The sequence below is a fragment of the Levilactobacillus bambusae genome, from assembly GCF_003124125.1.
GTDB classification, from domain to species: Bacteria; Bacillota; Bacilli; order Lactobacillales; family Lactobacillaceae; genus Levilactobacillus; species Levilactobacillus bambusae.
Genome location: NZ_QCXQ01000006.1, coordinates 242,617 through 265,855, shown reverse-complemented (window position 1 = coordinate 265,855; position 23,239 = coordinate 242,617). Strand labels below are relative to the sequence as shown.

The 23,239-nt window shown below is 46.8% G+C and carries 20 protein-coding genes; all 20 read right to left on the bottom strand.

What is annotated here, in order from left to right; genetic code table 11:
- Positions 1-2: 2 nt before the first annotated feature.
- A complete protein-coding gene (locus DCM90_RS09100; protein WP_109251046.1) occupies positions 3-266 on the bottom strand; it encodes a cell division protein ZapA in 264 nt (87 codons plus the stop codon).
- Between the two features lie 145 nt (positions 267-411).
- A complete protein-coding gene (locus tag DCM90_RS09095; RefSeq protein ID WP_109251045.1) occupies positions 412-738 on the bottom strand; it encodes a DUF1292 domain-containing protein in 327 nt (108 codons plus the stop codon).
- 16 nt (positions 739-754) lie between these two features.
- Positions 755-1,186 (bottom strand): Holliday junction resolvase RuvX, encoded by a 432-nt coding sequence (gene ruvX / locus DCM90_RS09090; RefSeq protein WP_109251044.1) that lies wholly within the window; start codon positions 1,184-1,186, stop codon positions 755-757.
- The gene (locus DCM90_RS09085; RefSeq protein WP_109251043.1) at positions 1,186-1,455 is read right to left on the bottom strand and encodes an IreB family regulatory phosphoprotein; all 270 of its coding nucleotides are present in this window, start codon (positions 1,453-1,455) and stop codon (positions 1,186-1,188) included. Before DCM90_RS09085 ends, ruvX begins: the two co-directional genes overlap by 1 nt.
- A 116-nt stretch (positions 1,456-1,571) precedes the next feature.
- Positions 1,572-4,211, bottom strand: coding sequence for an alanine--tRNA ligase (gene alaS, locus DCM90_RS09080; protein WP_109251096.1), 2,640 nt, complete (start codon positions 4,209-4,211; stop codon positions 1,572-1,574).
- Positions 4,212-4,498: 287 nt separating this feature from the next.
- Positions 4,499-5,860 carry a DEAD/DEAH box helicase gene (locus tag DCM90_RS09075; protein WP_109251042.1) on the bottom strand — a complete coding sequence of 454 codons (1,362 nt, stop codon included), beginning with the start codon at positions 5,858-5,860 and terminating at the stop codon, positions 4,499-4,501.
- Positions 5,857-6,816 (bottom strand): DHH family phosphoesterase, encoded by a 960-nt coding sequence (locus DCM90_RS09070; RefSeq protein ID WP_109251041.1) that lies wholly within the window; start codon positions 6,814-6,816, stop codon positions 5,857-5,859. Before DCM90_RS09070 ends, DCM90_RS09075 begins: the two co-directional genes overlap by 4 nt.
- Before the next feature lie 101 nt (positions 6,817-6,917).
- The gene (dinB, locus tag DCM90_RS09065) at positions 6,918-8,042 is read right to left on the bottom strand and encodes a DNA polymerase IV (protein WP_109251040.1); all 1,125 of its coding nucleotides are present in this window, start codon (positions 8,040-8,042) and stop codon (positions 6,918-6,920) included.
- A 96-nt stretch (positions 8,043-8,138) separates the two neighbouring features.
- On the bottom strand, positions 8,139-8,555 hold the full coding sequence (gene yajC / locus DCM90_RS09060) for a preprotein translocase subunit YajC (RefSeq protein WP_225366018.1): 417 nt from the start codon (positions 8,553-8,555) through the stop codon (positions 8,139-8,141).
- A 78-nt stretch (positions 8,556-8,633) separates the two neighbouring features.
- On the bottom strand, positions 8,634-9,776 hold the full coding sequence (gene tgt, locus DCM90_RS09055) for a tRNA guanosine(34) transglycosylase Tgt (protein WP_109251038.1): 1,143 nt from the start codon (positions 9,774-9,776) through the stop codon (positions 8,634-8,636).
- A 39-nt stretch (positions 9,777-9,815) separates the two neighbouring features.
- Complete coding sequence (gene ruvB / locus DCM90_RS09050) at positions 9,816-10,835, bottom strand: Holliday junction branch migration DNA helicase RuvB (RefSeq protein WP_109251037.1); 1,020 nt, start codon at positions 10,833-10,835, stop codon at positions 9,816-9,818.
- Positions 10,836-10,862: 27 nt separating this feature from the next.
- Positions 10,863-11,462, bottom strand: coding sequence for a Holliday junction branch migration protein RuvA (ruvA, locus tag DCM90_RS09045; RefSeq protein WP_109251036.1), 600 nt, complete (start codon positions 11,460-11,462; stop codon positions 10,863-10,865).
- A gap of 75 nt (positions 11,463-11,537) precedes the next feature.
- A complete protein-coding gene (gene mutL / locus DCM90_RS09040) occupies positions 11,538-13,574 on the bottom strand; it encodes a DNA mismatch repair endonuclease MutL (RefSeq protein WP_109251035.1) in 2,037 nt (678 codons plus the stop codon).
- Between the two features lie 18 nt (positions 13,575-13,592).
- Entirely contained in the window at positions 13,593-16,244 is a 2,652-nt protein-coding gene (gene mutS / locus DCM90_RS09035; protein ID WP_165815263.1) for a DNA mismatch repair protein MutS, read from the bottom strand.
- Positions 16,245-16,306: 62 nt separating this feature from the next.
- Positions 16,307-17,110, bottom strand: coding sequence for a TIGR00282 family metallophosphoesterase (locus tag DCM90_RS09030; protein ID WP_109251034.1), 804 nt, complete (start codon positions 17,108-17,110; stop codon positions 16,307-16,309).
- 153 nt (positions 17,111-17,263) lie between these two features.
- A complete protein-coding gene (rny, locus tag DCM90_RS09025) occupies positions 17,264-18,823 on the bottom strand; it encodes a ribonuclease Y (protein WP_109251033.1) in 1,560 nt (519 codons plus the stop codon).
- 268 nt (positions 18,824-19,091) lie between these two features.
- On the bottom strand, positions 19,092-20,201 hold the full coding sequence (gene recA, locus DCM90_RS09020) for a recombinase RecA (protein ID WP_109251032.1): 1,110 nt from the start codon (positions 20,199-20,201) through the stop codon (positions 19,092-19,094).
- A 91-nt stretch (positions 20,202-20,292) separates the two neighbouring features.
- The gene (locus DCM90_RS09015) at positions 20,293-21,543 is read right to left on the bottom strand and encodes a competence/damage-inducible protein A (protein ID WP_109251031.1); all 1,251 of its coding nucleotides are present in this window, start codon (positions 21,541-21,543) and stop codon (positions 20,293-20,295) included.
- A 97-nt stretch (positions 21,544-21,640) separates the two neighbouring features.
- Positions 21,641-22,231: a CDP-diacylglycerol--glycerol-3-phosphate 3-phosphatidyltransferase gene (gene pgsA / locus DCM90_RS09010; RefSeq protein ID WP_109251030.1), complete on the bottom strand. Its 591-nt coding sequence runs from the start codon at positions 22,229-22,231 to the stop codon at positions 21,641-21,643.
- 24 nt (positions 22,232-22,255) lie between these two features.
- Positions 22,256-23,161: a helix-turn-helix domain-containing protein gene (locus tag DCM90_RS09005; protein WP_109251029.1), complete on the bottom strand. Its 906-nt coding sequence runs from the start codon at positions 23,159-23,161 to the stop codon at positions 22,256-22,258.
- Positions 23,162-23,239: the final 78 nt, after the last annotated feature.

Sequence of the window (23,239 nt, the reverse complement as noted above, 5' to 3'; positions counted from 1 at the left end):
GGTTATTTATCCTCTGTTTGATCCTCAACCGACTTCTTTAAATTTTCTAATTCGACTTGTTTGTTCAGTTGATCTGAAATTGCGTTAAACGCCAGTAAAGTTGCGACGTCTTCCCGACTCAATTCCGGCGCCAGCTTCTTCAGCTGGGTAATTTGTTCGTTCATCATCGTTGTGACTGCATTCATGTGCTCAGTGCTTGAGTTACCTACGATCGTGTATGTCTTTCCGTTAATGGTGGCTTTAAACCGTCGTTTATCATTTACCATTACAAATCCCCCTCAAATTATCTGTTCCATTTTATCATGAATCTTATTCATCACCAATGCTCCCTGTGTCAGACACGAAAAGGACAGCCCCTTCATTCGAAGATCGGCCGTCCTTTTAGGTTGCGGGTTATGATTCACTTAACGCTTAGTGGTGATCGTGATTTTCCTTCGCAGCATCCGGATCAATGGAACCGTCATCGAGGAAGGTATTCAAAACCGATTCAATCATGTCCCATTCCTCATCGGACTCGATCAACTGCAATTCGCCACCCGAAGGATTTGCGGGGTCGTCGTCTGCAGGCAATGCATAAGCCTGAATATCAACCTCTTCATCCTCACCAGCACCAGCAGGATAGATTAAAATGTATGACTTGCCGTAATCATCAGATTGGAAGGTAAACAAAACGTTATAGAGTTGTTCCGCTCCGTCTTCATCCACCAATGTGATTTGTTCTTGGTTTTCTTCACTCATGGGTAAAACCTCGCTTTTATTGGGTTAGTTTTCCGTGTCGATCCAGGTAGTTTTGCAAAATCAAACTCGCTGCTACCTTATCAATAACTTTTTTTCGTTTGCGACGTGAGGCGTCCGCCCCTTCCGTCAGCATTCGCTGCGCCTGAACCGTTGTTAGACGTTCGTCCTCAAAATCAACGGGAAGCCCAAATTTTTCGGTTAACATTTCACCGTAGTGCTTTGAGGCATCCGCACGGGGGCCCAACGTATTATTCATATTCTTTGGGAGACCGAGAACGAAGCCCTCAACTTGATGTTCAGTTACGAGTTCAGCAACGCGATCCAGTCCGAATCTTTGCTCATCTTCATCGATCGGGATAATTTCTAATCCCTGAGCCGTCCAACCAAAGGCATCACTCACGGCCACCCCTACTGTTTTTGAGCCGACATCCAGACCTAATAATCTCATTACTTCTCCACGGCTCCATTCTCACTAAGATAAAAGCGGACGAGCTCCTCAATAATCTCGTCCCGTTCGTGCTTCCGGATCAGGTTACGTGCATCATTAAAACGTGGAATATAAGCCGGGTCGCCAGAGATAAGGTAGCCCACAATCTGATTAATTGGATTGTAGCCCTTTTCTTCCAAGGCTTGGTAGACCGTCACTAACGTATCATGGACGTCCTTTGGCTTATTATCGTCAAAGTTGAAAAACATTGTCTTATCTAATGAACTCACAATCACGCACCTCCGCACTCTTTTCTTATTGTAATAATTTTACTAGATTCCGATTGAAACTACAACTTGCGTTCGTTGATGTAACTAATTCGTAACATCAGCAATTTCAACTTAGTTTACCGTTCAGCAAGCCATTCACTGGCAGCGTTCATGGCGTCTGGTAACCCCGCCGGATTTTTACCGCCGGCCTGGGCCAAGTTTGGTCGACCACCGCCACCACCGTTAATCTTAGGGGCAATTGCCTTAATGAGATCTCCGGCTTTAATTCCCTTCTTAATGGTGGTAACGTTAACGGCCACAATTAAGTTGGCCTTACCCTCAACATCGGCACCTAAAACCAGAACGTCAGAAAGGTTTTGGTCACGCCAATTATCCGCTAAGGCCCGTAATTGGTCCATCTTCGACACCTTGACCGTTCCCGTAATCAGGCTTACCCCGTTAACGTCCGTCAAGTTATTGAAGACATCACCTGCCTGTTGCGTCGCTAATTTACCTTCGAGCGTCGCTACCTTTTGGGTCGTGTCCTTAAGGTCCGTCTGGAGCGCTGTAACCTTATTCGGTAAGTCCTTCAGTTGGTTAACCTTTAGATCAGCCGCAATGTTTTTCAGCATCATATTCCGTTCTTCGAGGTAGTCAAACGCTTCGCTTGCGGTTGCCGCTTCAATTCGACGGGTCCCAGCGCCAACTCCGGATTCTGACATAATCTTGAAGAGCCCAAGTTCATTGGTGTTCTTGACGTGGGTTCCACCACAAAATTCCGTGTTGTAATCGCCAATGCTGACAACCCGAACCTGATCCCCATACTTATCAGAAAACATCGCAATGGCACCCATTTCCCGACCCGTTTCTTGGTCGGTAATCGTGGTGGTCACCGGAATTTCCTCGAAGATTTTTTCGTTGACAATTCGTTCAACCTTATCCAAATCATCCTGGGTAACCGAGCCAAAGTGACTAAAGTCGAAGCGAAGGTATCCGGGTTCCACTAAGGATCCAGCCTGATGCGTATGCTCTCCAAACACATCCCGTAACGCTTGGTCCAGCAAGTGAGTGGCCGTGTGATTTTTTTCAATCTTACTGTGCCGGTGCGCATCCACAACTAATTCAAACTCATCGCCAACGCTAAAGGGCACCTTAACGTCAAGGGTGTGAACATTTTGTCCGTTGGGCGCGTGCTGAACATCCACCACATCCGCCACAACGTTTCCGTCACCGTCTAACACATGGCCCGTATCCGCAACTTGGCCCCCCATTTCCGCATAGAATGGGGTCCGATCAAAGAGCACATCCACCATTTTGGCATGGGTTTGGTCGACCAGCGCCTCATCTTCAACGATGGTGGTTACCTTGCCGTTCACCCGCAATTGGTCGTAACCCACGTATTCACCAGGCGTGGTCACGTTAATCAGTAAGTCATGCTGAACACCCATGGCCTTTTGCTTGCCCCGGGCACTTCTAGCCCGTTCCTTCTGCTTTTGCATCTCTTCTTTAAAGCCGTCTTCGTCAATTTCGATTCCGGCGTCACTCGCATATTCACGCGTTAATTCCAGTGGAAAACCGTACGTATCATAAAGTTTAAAGGCGTCAGCACCCTTAATCTTTAGTCCCTTTTCCTGCTTAACGGTTTCAATCACTTCGTTTAACAGGTCCATTCCGTCCGTGAGCGTTTCGTTAAACCGATCCTCCTCAGACCGAATGACCTTTTGAATAAAGTCCATCTGGTCTAAGACATCAGGATAATAGGACTTCATAATTTCGCCAACGACGGGGGCTAATTGGTACAAGAAGGCCCCGTCAATTCCGAGCTTATGCCCGTTAACCAAGGCCCGGCGAATTAACCGGCGAATAACGTAACCCCGGCCTTCATTCCCAGGTAAGGCCCCGTCACCAATGGCAAACGTCACACACCGGGCGTGGTCCGCAATAATCTTGAAGGAAACGTCATCTGCTTCGTTAACCCCGTATTTCTTACCATCCGACAATTCTGCCGCCGTCTGAATAATGGGCATAAAGAGATCCGTTTCAAAGTTTGTGGGTGCATTTTGGAAAATTGAAACTACCCGTTCCAATCCCATCCCCGTATCAATGTTTTTCCGGGGCAGTGGCGTATGCGAACCATCTGGTTCATGGTTAAACTGTGAAAAAACGATGTTCCAAACTTCTAGATACCGTTCATTTTCGCCGCCAGGAAAGTTTTCTGGATCATCCTCAGCCACGTTATTCATAGCCTGACCACGATCATAAAAGATTTCCGAATCGGGACCGGATGGCCCTTCACCGATGTCCCAAAAGTTATCTTCGGCTTCAATAATATGATCGGGCGCAACGCCAACCTCTGCCCAGTACTTCTTCGCGTCCTGATCCTGGGGGTAAACTGTCATGTATAACTTATCGGGATCCCAACCGAACCAATCGGGGGAAGTTAATAGCTCGTACGCCCACGTAATGGCTTCCTTCTTAAAATAGTCGCCGACCGAAAAATTACCTAACATTTCAAAGAGCGTGTGGTGGCGGGCCGTATGCCCTACGTTTTCGATATCGTTAGTCCGAATACTCTTTTGAGAACTCGTCATTCGTGGGTTTTCTGGAACGACTTGACCGCTAAAGTATTTTTTCATCGTGGCAACCCCGGAGTTAATCCAGAGCAGGGACGGATCATCCTGGGGAATTAATGAGGCACTCGGTTCAATCGTATGCCCCTTACTTTGAAAAAAGTCCAAAAACATTTGCCGAATTTGACTACTACTCAGTTCTTTCATCATTAAAAATTCATCCCTTCTAACAGTAAAAAGCACCGTTGCTGCAAAGACGTCCAATCCGCGGTTCCACTTTGCTTGCAACGATGCTTAATCATTACCTCTTAAATCTCATAACGCTGAGTCGCGTAACCTGTGTAATAAGGGAGCACCGCAAAATCCTAATCGTTTCTTCCATCACCCGAAACGTTTCTGCGAATCAAGATGTCTGCGGCATATCCTTTAGATTAATGGTTGTTTTAAATTATCTTTTCTGTTCAAATTATAGAATTTGAATTTTAGAAAGTCAATTAGTTATGGAACCGTTGTGAACTCTGTTTCTTGGCCCGCTTCTTCGACCGCCGTTCAGTACGTTGCTCAATTCGACGTTCCTTTCGGCGTTTATCACTAATGGCTTTCTTAATCCGGTTCTTATAGCCCGGCTTAATTTTCTTCTTTTCTTTTTTTACCTTACCAATTAGTTCCGGATCCAACTTCTTCTGGTGGTGAGTCCGATTCTCCCGCCGATTCCGGTCATAGGAATCAACAATCTCCTGGTTAACCAGCTTCTTAGGCTGAAAGGTTACTCCCATATTTTCAATGGCGGCAATTTCGTCTTCTTCGTCGGGGGCGTATAACGTAATAGCCGTCCCCGCCATCCCCTTTCGACCGGTCCGGCCTACCCGGTGAACAAAGAATTCCAGATCGGATGGAATGTCATCGTTAATAACTAACGAGACCCCCTCAATATCAATACCCCGGGCCGCTAAATCAGTGGCGACAACAAATTGATAGTCAAGGTTCTTAACGTCCCGCATTACCCGCTTACGTTCCCGGGCTTTAATGCCACCGTGAATCATGGCAACCTTTAATCCCTGACCCTGCAGAAAGGCGTTAATTTCCTCAACCCGCTCCTTGGTGTTAGCAAAGACGAGGGCTAAGTATGGGTTTCCCACGGTTAGCAGATCATAAATTAACTGGTTTTTATTCTTCCCCTTTGTGGAAATCAACCAGTTTTCAATGGTCGGGCTAATCACCGTCGTTACGGGAATTTTTTCTACTACGGGGTTCTTCATGTACTTCTTTAGGAAGGGTTGTAACTTCTGGGGAATCGTGGCTGAAAAGACCATCATCTGTAGGTCTTCAGGCATCCGTCCCGCAATATGATCGACCTGATCTAAGAACCCTAAATCAAGGGTCATATCCGCTTCATCCACCACAAACTGACGCGCCGTATGAATATCTAGTGCGTTGGACCGCACTAAATCCCAAATCCGACCTGGCGTTCCAACCACAATTTGAGGCTGGTTATTTTTTAGTTTTTCAACCTGACGCGTTTTATCGGTTCCCCCCACGTAGTTATGCACCCGAATTTCAAAGGGCGCGTGCTTAGCGAGCTGCTTAGCGGCGTCGTAAATCTGATAGGCTAACTCCCGGCTCGGGGTCGTAATAACCGCCTGCACCTCTGGTTTAGCCGTTAACTCGTTAAAAATTGGCAATAAGAACGTATGGGTTTTTCCAGATCCCGTTTGGGACTGACCAATCACGCTGCTGTTGTGGGAAATAACGGGAATCAACTTCTTCTGAACGGGAGTTGGTTCCTGAAACCCTAATTCTTTAACCGCGTCAAGTAGCCACGGCTTTAAGTTAAACTGGGCAAAATTATCGCTCATTCATTTTCTCCTTCAAACTGCTGGCAGACGGCATCGAGATCTGCGATCGCCTGCTTAATCTCTTCATCTGTTTTGGCAACGGCTCCGCTAGCCAATGCGTGGCCCCCACCACCGTATACCTTGGCCAATTCATTAATAGATGGCCCCTTAGAACGTAACCGAATCCGGTAAGAATGATCCTTTGACTCAACAAAGATCGCCCACGCTAAAACTTCCTTAATTCGACCTGGTAGCGGAACGACTGCAGAAGTGCTTTCATCCCCCAGATTAAAGGGTGCCAGAATTTCGTCAGACAAGATAAGGTACGCAGCCCCACTGTCTAAGATATTCAGGTTTTGGTAGACGTAGGCAGACAAACGGGCCAGCGGGATACTGATTTCATCCTCTTCCTGATTAACCTCGGAAGCGGAAAACTGATGGGTCATGAGTCCAGCGGTAACGGTGTGGGTATGGGCCGTCGTAGCTGGATACATAAACCGACCGGTATCCCCGACGATTCCCGCATAAAGTAGTCGCGCAGCATCGTCAGAAATCGTTAACTCAGGCTTAACTGCGGCGCATAAATCGTAAATTAATTCAGAGGTACTGGATGCTTCTGGTTCAACCCACAGGAGGTCGCCAAACGGATCTTCATTCGGATGGTGATCAATCTTAATCACCCCGCTGCCCGTGTTCCAGCGAACATCATCAACCCGTGGCTGGTTAGCCGTATCGACAACAATCACCAATGCATTTTGGTACTGATCATCTTCAACCGTGTCAGCCTCACCCATCCAGGCAAACCCCGGATAGTTTTTACCAACGGCTAAAACCATCTTATTTGGAAAACTTGCGCGTAAAATATCACGCAGTCCAAGCTGTGATCCGATTGCATCTGGATCAGGGCGCTGGTGACGGTGAATGATAATGGTGTTGGCCTGTTTAATTTGAGCTAAAATCTCCTGTTGAATTGTCATTGATGTCCATCCCTATCTCAAGTTTCTCCAAACGGTTACGGTTAAACCGTTAATTCAGTCGACTACCAGTATAACTGGTTTACGGGTTAAATTCAAAGTTCTTAGGTCAAATCGCTCGGAAAAAGGGGGAGTCGAATGTTTTCGTATCCTAACGGAGCTAACCCGGTTATGGTAATCCCGAGTAGTCGCATCGAAATTTTCGCAACCTGAAGCTCACGGAAGATGTCCATCGCAATGTCATAGTAGCGCTCGGCATCGTTTTCGATATAGTCTTCAAAGGTTTGCCGGCGCGTTAACGTCTCGAAATCACTGTTCCGAACCTTTAAGACCAGTGTCTTCCCGTGACGCTGATGGTTAGTCATACTCTGTTCCACCAATTCTGCAATTCGGTGCAGTTGCTGCTCCACTTCCCCCTCCGTGGTAAGTTCTGGGCCATAGGTGCGTTCCCGGCCGATTGACTTTCGTTCCCGTTGATACTCAACCGGCCGATGGTCAATCCCGCGGACTCGCTGATAAAGCCCATAGCCAAATTTACCAAAGTGGTGAATCAATTCTAACTCGCTTAATTGATAGAGATCCGCCCCCGATTGAATCCCCAAATCATACATTTTTTTGACCGTTTTCTTTCCTACTCCCCGGTAGCGTTCAATGGGTAACGCCATTAAAAACTCGTGGGCATCTTCCGGTAAGATAACGGCAACCCCGACTGGTTTTCGGTACTCTGATGCTTCCTTAGCTAAGAATTTATTGTAAGAAATCCCCGTTGAACTCGTTAAGTGGGTTTTTTCAAAGATTTCCGTCTGAATTTCATGGGCAACTAAGACGGCCGAACGAACGTGGCGCTTATTTTCCGTAACGTCTAAGTAGGCCTCATCGAACGCCACGGGTTCAATTTTATCCGTGTACTCATGAAAGATAGCGTGAATCTGATCCGAGACCTGGCGGTATAAGATAAAATCTGGGGTCTTAAATATCGCCTCCGGACAGAGCTTTAGCGCCTCGACCGCACTCATTGCTGAGTGAACCCCAGCTTTTCGGGCCAGGTAGTTAGCTGTAGCCACAACTCCACGGCCACCGGTCTTCCTAGGATCCTTGGCAATCACTAACGGATGGTGGCGAAACTCTGGATGATCCCGCATTTCAATTGACGCATAAAAAGCATCCATATCAACGTGAATAATTTTCCGGTCCGCAATTGGCGTAGGATCACTCATCTTCGCACTCATCCTTTCTACCTTTATTTTACCCGAACATACGTTTGGAAGCAAACAAAAAAACAACGTATCGCTCAACCCGAGCCCATACGTTGTTAAAGTGATTCACTAGTTTTGGCTGTCCGCCTTATTTTCTTCGGAAGCTAATTCGCTTTCTGCTGAAGAAGCAACTGATTCGGCTGATGAAGCGTCACTTTCGGCGGCGCTTTCGGCAGCAGCGGCAGAACTTTCAGCGGCTACGGCAGTTGTTGCTGCTGGCGCTTTTTCTGAAACCGTTGCAATCCCAGCAATGTCAAAGGTTAAGTAAATCCCTTCGCAATCGAGGGTAACGACCTTATTAGCAGAATCAATTTCACTAATAATCCCGTGTAACCGACCAATCGTGACAACGTGATCCCCAACTGATAATTGGTTTAACGTTTCTTGACGCTTCTTCTGCTGCTTTTGTTGTGGCCGCAGCATTAAGAAGTAAAGAACGGCAAATAATAAGACTAAGATGATGATACTAGAATAGTTTCCTGTCAATGTGTTCACTCCTTATTTTATCCCTTACCCTCACATTGTAACAAATTAACCCCAAATTTGGTTGAATTTCGTGATTTTCTAAAAATTCTTCGCACCTTTTTGGTTATAGCCGTAGCTCTCAAATACCCGTTCCCGAAAATCAGGCAAGTTGTCATCCATGATTGCCTGGCGAACTTCAGCCATCAGGTGGTTTAAAAAGTATAGGTTATGATAACTGGTTAACGTTCTGCCAAAGGCCTCATCCGCCTTAAATAAATGCCGGATGTATGCCCGTGAATAGTTGCGGCATGTATAGCACTGACATTGATCGTCAATTGGGTTGAAGTCGTGTTCATACGCAGCATTCTTAACCACTAAGCGCCCGTGGGACGTCATACACGTTCCCTTGCGGGCGATCCGGGTGGGGAGGACACAATCGAACATATCAATTCCCCGAATGACACCGTCAATCAGGGCGTCCGGAGACCCAACCCCCATCAAATACCGGGGTTTATCCGTTGGCAGCATGGGCGTTGTAAACTCCAAAACGTGATTCATTTCGGCCTTGGATTCCCCAACCGAAAGTCCGCCAATTGAATAGCCCGGAAAATCCATTGAAACTAAATCGGTCGCTGATTGCCGGCGTAAATCTTCGTAACCGGCCCCCTGGACGATTCCAAAAATCCCCTGGGTAGCTGGATTACGGTGAGCTTCTAACCCCCGTTCGGCCCAACGGCTAGTCCGTTCAACGCTCTTTTTGATGTAATCGTAACTTTCAAAAAACGGGGGACATTCATCCAGACTCATCATAATATCTGGACCGAGATCATTTTCAATGTGAATGGCTTTTTCGGGTGAGAGAAAGAGTTTATCGCCATTAACCGGATTACGAAAATGAACCCCCTCCTCGCTAATCTGGCGGTCTTTTGCTAACGACCAAACCTGAAAGCCCCCGGAATCGGTTAAAATCCCCTTTTTCCAGTTCATAAAGCGATGGAGGCCTCCCGCTTCTTTAACAAGGCCTGATCCAGGCTGAAGCCAAAGGTGATAAGTATTAGCTAAGATAATTTGAGAACCCATTTCATCTAATTGCTCGGGTGAAATGCCTTTCACACTGGCATTGGTACCCACGGGCATAAACATGGGCGTCTTAAACGTTCCGTGCGGGGTAGTGATTTCACCAAGCCGGGCCCCCGTGTGCTTTTCTGTTTTAATCAGGCGATAACTAATCGCTGGTTCCATAGTCGGACTCCTTTTTAATTAAATTCTGATCCATTATCATTAGGACTGATCGGTAGGCCGCTCATACCCCAGGTGTTCGTAAGCTGCAGCTGTGACCACTCGCCCCCGGGACGTCCGTTTAATATAGCCAATCTGCATCAAGTAAGGTTCCGTCATTTCAGCAACGGTGTCGGCCTCCTCACCAATATTAGCCGCCAGTGTATTTAATCCCACTGGACCGCCATGGTAGTACTCGATCATCATCTTTAACAGCTTGATATCCGTTTGATCCAATCCGATGGAGTCCACCTTAAGCAGTTGAAGTGAACGATCAACGAGCACACGGGTGATCCGATGATCCGCCTGCTTAACCTGAGCAAAGTCCCGGATTCGTTTAAACAACCGGTTAGCAATCCGGGGGGTGCCCCGTGACCGCAACGCCACTTCATGCGCACCATCTGAATCAATGACCGTGTTAAAGATTCCCGCAGTCCGGTTCACAATTTCCTGAAGGTCCACGACCGAATAGTACGCCATGTGTTCAACAATCCCAAACCGATCACGCAGAGGTGCGGATAATCCCCCGGCCCGGGTCGTCGCCCCAATTAGGGTAAACGGTGGCAGTGGAAAGTGAACGGGATGGGCGGTTGGTCCCTGCCCCACTACAATGTCCACGTAAAAATCTTCCATTGCCGAGTACAACATTTCTTCCACAATTTTGGGCAGCCGGTGAATTTCATCAATAAACAGAATGTCACCGGGCTGAAGTTCGTTAAGCAGTGCAACAAGGTCGCCCGGCTTTTCCACCGCCGGGCCGCTAGTCGTCTTAATTGCCACGCCCATTTCGTTGGCAATCACCATTGCTAAGGTCGTCTTACCTAATCCAGGCGGTCCATAAAGTAAGACGTGGTCGAGTGATTCCTCGCGTTGCCGGGCGGCTTCAATATAGATCGACAGATTTTGCTTAATATTGTCCTGACCAATGTATTCCGACAGGAAGGCGGGGCGTAACGAGCGTTCAATGGACGCTTCTTTTTCGCTCTCTGGTTCTCCCGACACTAACCGTTCGTCATCATCCATTAAAAAGCTCCTTTCTGGTGCCTAACCCTAACTATTCGTTAATAGTTTTAAGCCCGCACTTAAGTAATCGTTCGTTGTTGTATAACCCATTTTGGCTAACTTAGGCGTAATCTTCTTAACGGCCGTCTCCTTATACCCCAGCGCCTTTAACGCTGCGAGAGCATCATCTAAGACGGGACTACCAGTCTCTTGGACCCCTTCATCAGCTAATAATTCAACGTTTGCTGTTTTAGGGGCTAACTTTCCCTTTAGATCAAGTACGATTTGCGCGGCCGTTTTCTTTCCCACACCCGGAAACTTTGTTAGGTAGGTAATATTTTCAGTATTAATGGCGTTGATTAATCCCTGATGGTCGGCGTTGCCAGCCAGAATGGCCAGGGCACTCTTGGGCCCAATACCGCTCACCTTAATTAGCGTTAGAAACAGCGCCTTTTCGGCAGCGTCCGTAAAGCCGTATAAGGTAATCGCCGAATCACTGACTGCTTGGTAAACGTAGACGACTTCCGTCTGACCCTCCTGGTACTGGTACGGATTGGCGGTGTTAAGGTAGTAGCCCACTCCATTCACCTCGACCACAATATGATCCGGTAAAACCGCGGTGATGGCTCCCTTTAAATACTCAAACATTTCTGATCCTCCTCTACCTAAACGTATGTTTGCCTTTGCATTTTACCATAAATTTACCCCACAAAAAAAGCCCGCCTAGGCTTCTTCTTCAGTTTCAAAGCTTTCGTGCGTGCTTTTATGGGGATCCTGAATCCGTTTGAACATTTTTTCGAGGTCATCATTCGTAAAGTGAACTAGCACAGGGCGCCCGTGGGGACAGTTAAACGGATTTTCACAGGTTGGCAGTTTTTTCAGGAGGGCTCGGGCCTGTTGATCATCCAAATGATGATTAGCCTTGATCGCCCGTTTACAACTCATCATAATCGCCGTTTTTTCACGAAACTCAGCAACCGTCAAGTGGCCTGTCTTCAGCACCCAATCCACCATTTCTTGAATGGTTTCCTGTTCCTGACCCGCCACAAACCAAGTCGGATGTTCCCTAACAATGAAGCTATTTTGACCAAACGGTTCTAAGTGGAGACCCGCCCCCGCCAATACGGATAATTGATCCGAAATTCGTAGTGCATCAGCCGTTGGATAGTCCAATACAATGGGAACCAGGAGCTTTTGCTGGTCATCTGAAACTTCTCCAATGGCCTGACGGAAGTGTTCGTAATTGACCCGTTCTTGAGCTGCGTGCTGGTCTAAGATGTACATTCCATCGGGCGCTTCAGCAAGTAAATACGTTCCGTGAACCTGACCCACGTACTGTAACTGCGGAAACCGCTCGCTGATCGCCACGGTTTGAGTCATTTCATCCGTTACCGACTGCACTTGATCAGCCGGTTCAGTTTCCTTAGCAGCTTCTTCCCCAGCCAAATTAGGTTGATCAAACGGCAGTCCAACCACTTCGTGCTGATATTTTTCATCAAACTGCTTAACAATCGGTGACTGCAATTCCTGTGTCGAATGAATAATCACCGGGGTAATATTATCGGCCTCAACTTGAAGTGCTAACGGATTAGGCTGGCCCTCTACTACATTCGAAACAGGACTAATTGGTGGGACGACTGGTTCAACTGGTTTGGAAGCCTGAACGGTGACCTGCGGCTTCGTCTGAGTTGACGCTTCATTTAACGCCATGGTTAACTGATCGGTACTAATAGCTTCACGCTTTTTTTCAAATCCGGCTAACGCGTCGGGAATCAGATTTTCCGTCGCTAACCGGTCAAAAATCGAGCTGGTTAAGAGCTTGCTTAACTCAGGTTCCTGACTAATTCGAACTTCCTGTTTCGTCGGGTGAACGTTCACATCCACCAGTGCCGGATCCATCTCAAGGTTTAAGATTCCAATGGGGTACCGCCCCACCATGAGTTTTGATCCGTATCCAGCAATAATCGCCTTGTTTAACTGTTGATTCCGAACAAACCGTCCGTTCAATAGAACCGAAATATAACCCCGACTGGCCCGCGTCACTTCGGGTAAACTCACAAACCCGGATAACGTTGCCACCTCGTTTTGACCCGTCACGGCAACCATTTTCTTTGCCGTTTGGACCCCATAGATCGCTGATATTACCTGCAGGAGGTCACCCCGTCCGGTAGTATGGAGTAGTTCACGACCGTTATGGGTAAACGAAAACGAAATCTCTGGGTGGCTTAGCGCTTCCCGGTTGACAATATCCGTAATTCGGGCCAACTCTGTACTAGCCGATTTGAGGTACTTCTTTCTTGCGGGCACGTTAAAAAACAGATCTTTGACGGTCACTGAGGTCCCCCGCCGAGCTTGAGCCGGTTTATGGGCAACTAAATCCCCACCCGTTATGTGAATCAACGTTCCGGAATCTCCCGTTGACGTCGTTAAAACCGTATCAGAGATTGAAGCAATACTTGGAAGCGCCTCGCCTCTAAATCCCAGTGAATGAACCCGTAATAAATCATCGGGCGTTGCAATTTTGCTCGTGGCGTGACGTTTAAAAGCCATTTCGGCGTCACCATCAGGAATCCCGTCACCATCATCAATAATCTGGATTCGTTTAAGGCCGGCTTCTTCAACGTTAATATCAATTTCAGTACTGTGGGCGTCAATGGCATTTTCAACCAGCTCCTTAACAACTGAAGCGGGTCGTTCAATAACCTCGCCAGCCGTAATCTGATTGGTAAGCACCGTCGGTAATTCCTGAATTTTTGACATTTTTACACCTCCATTAAGCTATCGTCCCATCTTTTGCTGCCACTTATAGACTTGATTCATCACATCCATGGGCGTTAACGCCATTAAATTCAAGGTCTTTAAGTCCTCAATAATTCTTTGGGCCTTCGGATTTACCACCTCCGCATCGTTAAACAGCGACAGCTGCTCATCCGACTGTGGCATTGAACTACCCTGTTCAGCGGCCTCGGGTTCACCCTTAACTTCAGCCGTTTCAACCTGATCAACCGGTAAAGCTTCCCGCTGATTTGGCTCTGCGGCGATCTTTTGTTGGTCATCAGAATTTTCTAACTGTTTTAAAATGACGTCCGCCCGGTTGAGTAATTTATCAGGCATCCCCGCTAACTTAGCCACGTGGATTCCGTACGATTTATCGGCAGGACCCGCCTGAATTTGGTGGAGGAAGACGAGATCGCCATCCTTTTCGACTGCCCCAACGTGGACGTTTTGAAGTTCAGCGAGGTTCTCTTCTAACGCCGTCAATTCGTGGTAGTGAGTAGAAAATAGGGTCTTCGCGTGAATATGATCGTGCACAAATTCAATAATGGCCTGAGCTAGCGACATCCCATCATACGTTGCCGTTCCCCGGCCAATTTCGTCAAACAGAATCAAACTGTTTTCCGTTGCGTGGCTTAAGGCATTATTCGCTTCCTGCATTTCCACCATAAACGTACTTTGCCCCGAAATGAGGTCGTCGGCGGCACCAATCCGGGTGAAAATCTGATCGAAAATTGGCATCTTGGCTGACTTAGCGGGGACAAAACACCCAACCTGGGCCATGATAACGGTTAACGCTAACTGCCGCATGTAAGTACTCTTTCCGGACATGTTGGGCCCGGTAATGAGTAAAATCGTCGTGTCATTTGGCATCGTCACGTCATTTGGAACGTATTGCTGTCGTCCCATTACCTTTTCCACCACCGGGTGGCGACCCTCAACAATTTCTAAATCATGATCGTCCGTGAAGTCTGGCCGAACGTAGTGGAAGTCTTCACTCACAACCGCAAAACTTTGAATGACGTCTAAAGTTGCTACGGCCTGCGCCAACTTCTGCAGCCGTTGAATGGCAGTCTTGACTAACTCCCGCAACTGGGTAAAGAGTTCGTACTCTAAGGCGGTTGACTTTTCTTGCGCCTCTAGAATTAAGGCTTCCTTTTCCTTTAGTTCAGGCGTCGAAAACCGTTCGGCGTTCGTTAGCGTTTGCTTGCGTTCGTACCGATCCTTTGGAATCTTATCTAAGTTAACCTTCGTTACTTCAATATAGTAGCCAAATACATGGTTAAACCCAATTTTTAGGTTGTTAATCCCCGTAATTTCCCGCTCTTGGGCTTCTAAGTTGGCTAACCACTGCTTGCCATTCTTCATGGCATCCCGATACTGATCTAGTTGCGGTTGGTAACCATCTCGAATCAGTCCCCCATCCGTTACCGAAATTGGGGGGTCAGAGACGATCGCTTCTTCAATGGCATCAGCAACGTCAAGGCAGGGATCCATCTGATTTAATAGTGACTTAAAGGTTTCGGGATCCAGCTCACTCAGAGTGTGCTGGATCTTCGGAATCTGACGTAGGGACGTCATTAGCTGTATGAGGTCGCGCCCGTTAACACTACCAAACGCAACCCGGCCAGCTAAACGCTCTAAATCGTAGACTTCCACCAAGTCGTCCTGAAGGTTATTTCGTTCAAAATAATGATCCAGCAGTTCACTCACTTGGTTCTGTCGGGTTAGGATGGCAGCTTTATTTAGTAGCGGCCGATCCAGCCACTGTTTTAACAGCCGGCCGCCCATTGCGGTCTTAGTCTCATCAAGTAGCCAAAGTAGCGTCCCGGATTTTTTCCCCGTTCGGATGTTGGTGGTTAATTCCAAATTACGCTGGGAACTCCGATCCATTTTAAGGAAGTAGGCCGGTTCATAGACAACCGCCCGCTGTAAATGGGCTAAGCTCCGTTTTTGGGTGGTAGTCACATAGCTTAAGAGTAAGGTCACCACCCGTTTGCTTAAATCAGCGTCTAAATCTTGGGTTAAATAGTTCACCTCAGATGCCTCAATCGTTTCAACCTGAGTCGATACTAAAATCCCCAGGGCGTTTGCTTGAGCTAATAGCGGTTCAGGAACGGAGTCATCAACCACAATTTCTTTGGTTTGTAGGCTAGTGACCTCATTTAAAACGGCATCAAAATCAGCTAACAAACTAGTTTTCAATTCCCCGGTTGATAGATCCGTGTAGGCAAAACCATACTGATTATCGTTAAACGTTAAGGCTGTTAAATAGTTGTTTTCCTTGGCCTCTGAAGCACTTGAATCCGTTTGGGTTCCGGGGGTCACAAGCCGAATTACTTCACGCTTAACCATTCCCTTGGCCAGCTTAGGGTCCTCCATTTGTTCGCAAATGGCAACCTTATAACCCTTATCCACTAAAATATCAATATAGCTTTGGGCTGCCTTGTGGGGTACGCCACACATCGGAATTGGATTTTTTGCGCTATGACTACGAGTCGTTAATGTGAGTTCAAGTAGTTGAGAGCCCTTAACGGCATCCTCATTGAACATTTCGTAAAAATCTCCCAACCGATAAAAAAGGAAGGCGTCCGGATACTGATCCTTAATTGCTTGATATTGCTCCATCATGGGCGTTGTCGCTTGTTTGGCCACTCGTTAGTCATCCTTTCAATTATTAACGATTACTTAATCTTCATTACATGTTACTCACTGATTTAGGGAAGGTACGGATGATCCGGATTAATCATAATCGACCTTATTTTTTTGGTTTGGCCCGTCTTATCATCCAGGTCAATGACGCACCCGGATAATAGTCCCTTCCCCCGTGTTTCAACTTCAAACCGGGTTGGTCGTTGGGTTTCAAACCGATGAATGACCGCCTCTGGTTTCATTCCGAGGATCCCATCATTGGGTCCCGTCATGCCGGCGTCCGTTAAAAATCCCGTTCCCTTAGGCAGCACCGTCGCATCGTTCGTTTGAACGTGCGTGTGCGTCCCAACCACTGCTGAAACCCGTCCATCGAATTTTAACGCAAACGCCCGTTTTTCGCTCGTCGTTTCTGCGTGAAAATCAACAAAAATATGGCTTGCATCCCGACAAACAGTCGCTAACAGTTCCTCCATGCACGCAAAGGGATCGTCTAACGGGGCCATAAAGACCCGTCCCTGCATATTCACAACGTCTAAGGTTAAGCTGTTCACCTTAATTCGAGTAACTCCCTGACCAGGGACATCCCGACCCGGAAAATTCATTGGCCGCACCAACCGTGGCGCATCCTCAATAAAGTCAAAAATTTCGGCATTATCCCACGTATGATTGCCCATGGTAACAACATCTGCTCCAGCAGCTAATACCTGCTTATAAATCGTTTGAGAGATTCCCCGGCCAACCGCCGTCGAATTTTCTCCGTTTACAATGGTGACCTGTGGCTTTAAATCACGTTTAAGTTGCGGAAGATAGGTCTGCACCATCTCAATTCCCGTGTTGCCCACAACATCACCAATAAACAAAATTCGCATAATTTTCCTCTTATCTAAGGAGATTCTCTCCCGTTCGTTAGTCTCATTTTACCACGGAATTCTACCGTAAAACGAGCCACAATTGTCGCTTAAAAGCTGAAAACGAAGGTGGGCTCCCATTGGCAGCCCACCTTCGTTTTATGGTCATCATATTTACTTTGCGTACTCAACCGACCGCGTCTCACGAATTACCGCCACTTTAATGTGACCAGGGTATTCCATGTCCGCTTCGATCCGCTTCTTGATGTCGCGCGCCAAAACAACAGCATCAAGATCTGAAATCTTGGTTGGTTCAACAACTACCCGAACTTCACGTCCCGCTTGAATGGCATAACTCTTCTCCACCCCGTCAAAGCTATCCGCAATGGTTTCAAGCTTTTCAAGTCGATGAATGTAGTTATCCAGTGAGTCGGAACGGGCGCCAGGCCGCGTCGCAGAAATTGTATCGGCTACTGAGACTAGTTCTGAAATGACATAAAGTGGTTCAGTATCCCCTTCGTGTGACGCGATCGTATTGATTACAACCGGACTTTCTTTATACTTCTTAGCGATCTCAACGCCTAAATCAACGTGAGATCCCTCTATATCGGAATCTGCTGCCTTTCCAATATCGTGTAATAATCCTGCACGTTTTGCTAATGTTGCATCTTCACCCATTTCAGCTGCCAGGTTACCCGCAATTTGGGCTACCTCAACTGAGTGCTTTAACACATTTTGCCCGTAAGACGTTCGGTAATTTAACCGGCCAACAAGCTTCACTAACTCAGGACTCATAGAATGAATGCCGAGATCGAACGTTGCTTGTTCACCAATTTCACGCACGTGTTCGTCCATGTCCTTGCGAGCCTTCTCAACCATCTCTTCAATCCGGGCAGGATGAATCCGCCCGTCCTGAATTAATTTTTCGAGTGCTAGCTTGGCAACTTCCCGCCGAATAGGGTCGAACCCACTCAATACAACGGCGTTCGGGGTATCATCAATAATAAGATCAATCCCGGTTAACGTTTCAAAGGTTCGAATATTACGCCCTTCTCGACCAATAATCCGCCCCTTCATATCGTCGTTGGGTAAGTTAACAACGGAAACTGTTGTCTCTGAAGCAACATCGGACGCACTTCGCTGAATTGCTGAAACCACTAAGTCCTTAGCGTTTTGATCAGCCGTCTTCTGTGCTTCAGCGTTACTTTCCTGAATGAGTTTTGCTCGTTCAGCAGCTAATTCTGTCTTAGCCTCGTCCATTAAACGGGTTCGCGCTTCCTCAGCGGTTAACGCGGCAACTTCTTCAACTGCTGCCTGACGCTTAGCAATGAGTGAATCTGCCTGTTGTTGTTTCTTTAATAAATTCTGCTTCTCTCCGTCGAGCTTCTTTTCCTTTTTGCTCAGGGAGTTCTCTCGTTTTTCAAACGAATTATCCTTGCGATCAAGAGCCTCTTCACGCTGTAACACCCGGTCTTCTTGTTTCTGAACTTCGGCGCGACGCTGTTTAAGTTCATTTTCAACCTTAGCGCGATATTTGTGGCTTTCCTCCTTAGCTTGAAGAATTGCCTCCTTGTTACTTGTTTCAGCCTGCTTTTTCGCTTCCGCTAAAATTCCCGCAGCCGTATTCTTGGCTGCATCCAATTTGCGTTCATGAACGGTTTTACGACCATAGTAACCCGCCACGACACCAACAACAATAGCGATGAATGCGAGGATTATTTCTGGAATACTCATAACTCCACCTCCGCATCATCAAAATTTGATAAAAAATTATCGGCATTTCAAGATGTTATTTGATTATTGACACCTCTCTTATTCTAATGTTTGTCAAATCAAGTGTCAACCAACTTTGTACGCCCCGACGGGATTTCCCCGCCAACTTCAAATTTCCCCAAATTTATTGAAAGTAAAAACGATTCCCCCATTCGACTCACACGTCGGATTGGAAGAATCGCTTTTATCGAAAATCGCATGATATTATCTGTCTACGAACTTTGTTGCCTTATTCCACTTCTTCTTGGTTGGCATCTAAATCTAATTGTTTAGTTTCATTAGTTTGGTTAGCCTTATCGGTCTCTGGTGTACCCGAGGTTGTCTCTACTTCAGCTTCCGTTTCACCATCGATCAAAATGCCGTAAGCATCCCGAACCTTACGGTAAATTTCAGCCCTAACTTCTGGGTGTTCATCAACGTATTTCTTCGCATTCTCACGGCCTTGGCCAATCCGATCGTTGCCGTATGAATACCAAGATCCGGATTTCTTAACGATATCCTTCTCCACACCCATATCGATCAATTCACCCGTTTGGGAAATTCCATGACCGTACATAATGTCAACTTCAGCCTTCTTAAAGGGAGACGCCACCTTATTTTTAACGACTTTGATCCGCGTCCGGTTACCAATAACGTCGGTCCCGTCTTTAATTTGTTCCGCGCGCCGAATTTCCAATCGAACGGTCGAGTAGAACTTCAAAGCCCGACCACCGGGAGTGGTTTCAGGGTTTCCAAACATTACCCCGACCTTTTCACGAATTTGATTGATAAATAGGGCAATTGTTTTCGTCTTATTTAACGTCCCGGACAGTTTCCGTAACGCTTGAGACATTAACCGAGCCTGAAGACCCACGTGGTTATCGCCAATTTCACCCTCAATTTCTGCCCGGGGAACTAATGCAGCGACTGAATCAATGACCACAATATCAATGGCCCCACTGGAAATTAAGGCGTCCGCAATTTCTAATCCCTGTTCACCCGTATCAGGTTGGGAAAGAAGTAAATCATCCACGTTAACTCCCAACGCAGTGGCATACTCAGGATCCAACGCATTTTCAGCATCGATGTAAGCCGCGGTGCCGCCCTGCTTTTGAACCTCAGCAACGGCATGTAACGCAATGGTCGTCTTACCTGAACTTTCAGGTCCGTAGATTTCAACAATCCGTCCCCGTGGGAAACCACCAACCCCTAACGCAACGTCTAAAGCTAGTGATCCGCTAGAAACGGTTGAAATTTGGGTGTCCACAGCATCTCCCATGCGCATAATGGACCCCTTACCGAAGTCCTTTTCAATCTTTTTAAGTGCCTTGTCTAGAGCAGCCTTCCGTTCATCAGCCATGCTGTTCCTCCTTCGTTCTTCTAAATAACATAGGTTAACTATACTTTGATTCAACCAAAAAATCAAGCAAAATATGAACAAATGTTCGGTGCTATTTTAGGGTTAGGAGTTGCCTTCGAATGAGATCTAATCCCGCCATGACACTGCGCTCCCGGATTCTGTCCCGGGTCCCTGCAAGATGAATTAACCGGCCAAACGGCGTCTGATCCTTGAAGGCAATCCCAATCCAAACGGTACCCGCGGGTTGACCCTCCAACTCTTCGGGACCGGCAACGCCAGTAAAGGATATTCCAATATCCGTCTGCAGTGTTTTCTTCGCCTGTTTAGCCATCCAAACGGCGGTTTGTTCGCTTACAACCCCGTATTTTTCGATAATTTCACTCGGTATCTGGAGTAAGGCTGCTTTTGCCTCCGCCGAATAAGTGACAAACCCGCCGGGAAAGACCGTTGAGACCCCCGGAACGTTCCCCAACGTACTCTGAAACTGACCGGCCGTCAGACTTTCCGCGGCCGTAATGGTGAGTTGCTGGTCCTTTAATCCGGCAACGACAACGGCTTCAAGTGAATTATCATCACCGTAGCCATAGAGATAGTCTCCCACCCGAGCCTGAATTTGGGCTTCCATACCATCTAATAAACCCTTAGCTTTCGCTTCTTGTTCGGCACTCGCCGTCAGTCGCAACGTAACTTCATTCGTTTTAGCGTAGGGTGCGATTGTAGGGTTCGTTTGCTGATCAATAAGATCACTCAATTTGGTCACTAGAAGCGATTCGCCAATTCCATAGAACCGTAACACCCGGGAAACCAGAAATTCATTTCGGTGGTAGGCTGCTTCCAGCAATCCGCGTCCATAGTGGTTAAACATCATTGTCATTTCCGTGGGTGGTCCAGGTAACAGCATTACGTCCGCCCCGTCAGATTGTTGATAGAAGTTGCCGACCGCCATCCCGTTATCATTGGGCATGACCGTGGCTCCCTGTAAGTACATGGCTTGGAGGGCATTATTTGGGGCCTCTTCACGCCCCGTTTGATGATAGTAATCGTCAATTTTAGCCATTGCCGTTTGATCCATTACCAGTGGGATACCGAGGTAATTAGCAACCGTTTGCTTAGTCAAATCATCCTGAGTTGGCCCTAATCCCCCGCTCATCACGACTAAGTCGCTCCGCCGCATCGCCGTATCCAATTGAGAGGTTAATCGTTCAGTGTTATCCCCAACAACTGAATGATAATAAACTTCAATCCCTAGATTAGCTAATTCGCGCGCTAGAAAGGCCGAGTTCGTATCAACCACCTGGCCCAGTAAAATTTCAGTTCCAATCCCAATAATTTCAGCTTTCATAAAAATCCCTCCCGCTCATCAACTGTAAGTACGCTGATTAATAACTCATTGATTTTTTTAAATAAAAAAAGCCGTACATTTCTGTACGACTTCTATCTTATGACTTTGAAAACGAATCCGCAAACACGCTTCCATTCTTAACAAAGTAATCAATTCCAGAGTATACCGTAAAGAATAAACAAATATACAGAAAAATTTGTGCCATGGGAATTCCCAAGGTCTGAAAACCAACGTTATTTAGCAGTAATAAAATGATACTAATCATTTGGGTCGTCGTCTTAATCTTTCCCGGCCAAGCGGCAGCCAATACTTGACCCCCGTCTTCCACCACGATTAACCGTAATCCAGTTACCGCAAGTTCCCGACAGACAATTAGTGCAGCCACCCATGCGGGCACCCAGCCTAACGCAACCAAAAAGATAAAAGCCGTCATCACCAACATTTTATCTGCCAAAGGATCCGCAAACTTACCAAAGTTAGTCACTAAGTGCTGACTGCGGGCAATGTGGCCGTCCAAAAAATCCGTTAGCGAGGCCACCGCAAAGACAATTGCCGCCCAAACCTGGGTCACCGGAATAACGGTGCCTAGCCAGGTAACTTCGCCCCAGTGGAGTGGTAATGCCAGTAGTAAAAAGAATACCGGAATTAAAAGTATCCGAAATAACGTTAAACGATTAGGTAAATTCAAAATGTCCCCTCCTAAACCGGTGTGCTAACTAAAATTAACGGTGATGGTTTGAACCATCGTCGATGAACTAGCCTTCGTATTTCCGCTAAAATCCAATTTCTTACCGTTAATCTTTAAGGTTGCGACATTTGCATTCCCTAAGTTAATCTTCACTGATTTGGCGTTACTTGGGATTGATTCACTATGCTTACCTTTCACAGCCCCTTGATAAACCGTTGATCCATTAGCTGTAAGGGAAGTCCAACAATTGGCTGAGGTGCTAACCTCAACGGTCTTCTTTCCCTTCGGAGCATTTTTCATTGTCCAAGTCGAGCCATTTGAAGTACTGCTGTCCTTCTTAAAGGAAATCGCCGAGGCCTTTTTACTATCGGCCTGCTTCTTTTCCTCCGCCTTCTTAGAACTAGAGCTTGCCCGCTCACTTGAAAGACTATCCGCTTTCTTGGCGGAACTGCCTTCAACTGAAACGGAACTACTATCCACGTTCCGTCTTGAGGTGGAGTGCCCGGTCTTAGCCGCTGCAAACCAAATCCCAAGGAGGATCACAACGACAATGACAGAAACAATCGCAATTGGAATATAACTTCTAACCTTAGAAGTTCGTTCTTCGGCCTGGCGTTGCGCACTCCGAGTTTCTAAGTTATCTTCGTTCATCCGATCGATATACTCTTGGGTTTGCATGCTAGGAAGTTCTTGGTCATACTGCTTTAATAATTCCGTTCCATTCAAGCCGACCGAATCCGCATACTGCTTAATAAAGGCCCGAACGTAAAAGTCTCCAGGTAAGTCATCATAATTTTGGTCCTCGATATCAATTAAGTATCGCTTCTGAATCTTAGTATTTTGCTGTAAATCATCTAAGGTTAGGCCCTTGGCAATTCTTGCATTTTTTAACGTTTCACCAAGGCTTGAGTTATTTCCTTGTTCGCTCATTTGCTTACTCTCCACCCGTTCTAAAAAAGTTATCTACTTAGAAGTATAGCATAGGGACGCACTTCTTTTATGATTTCC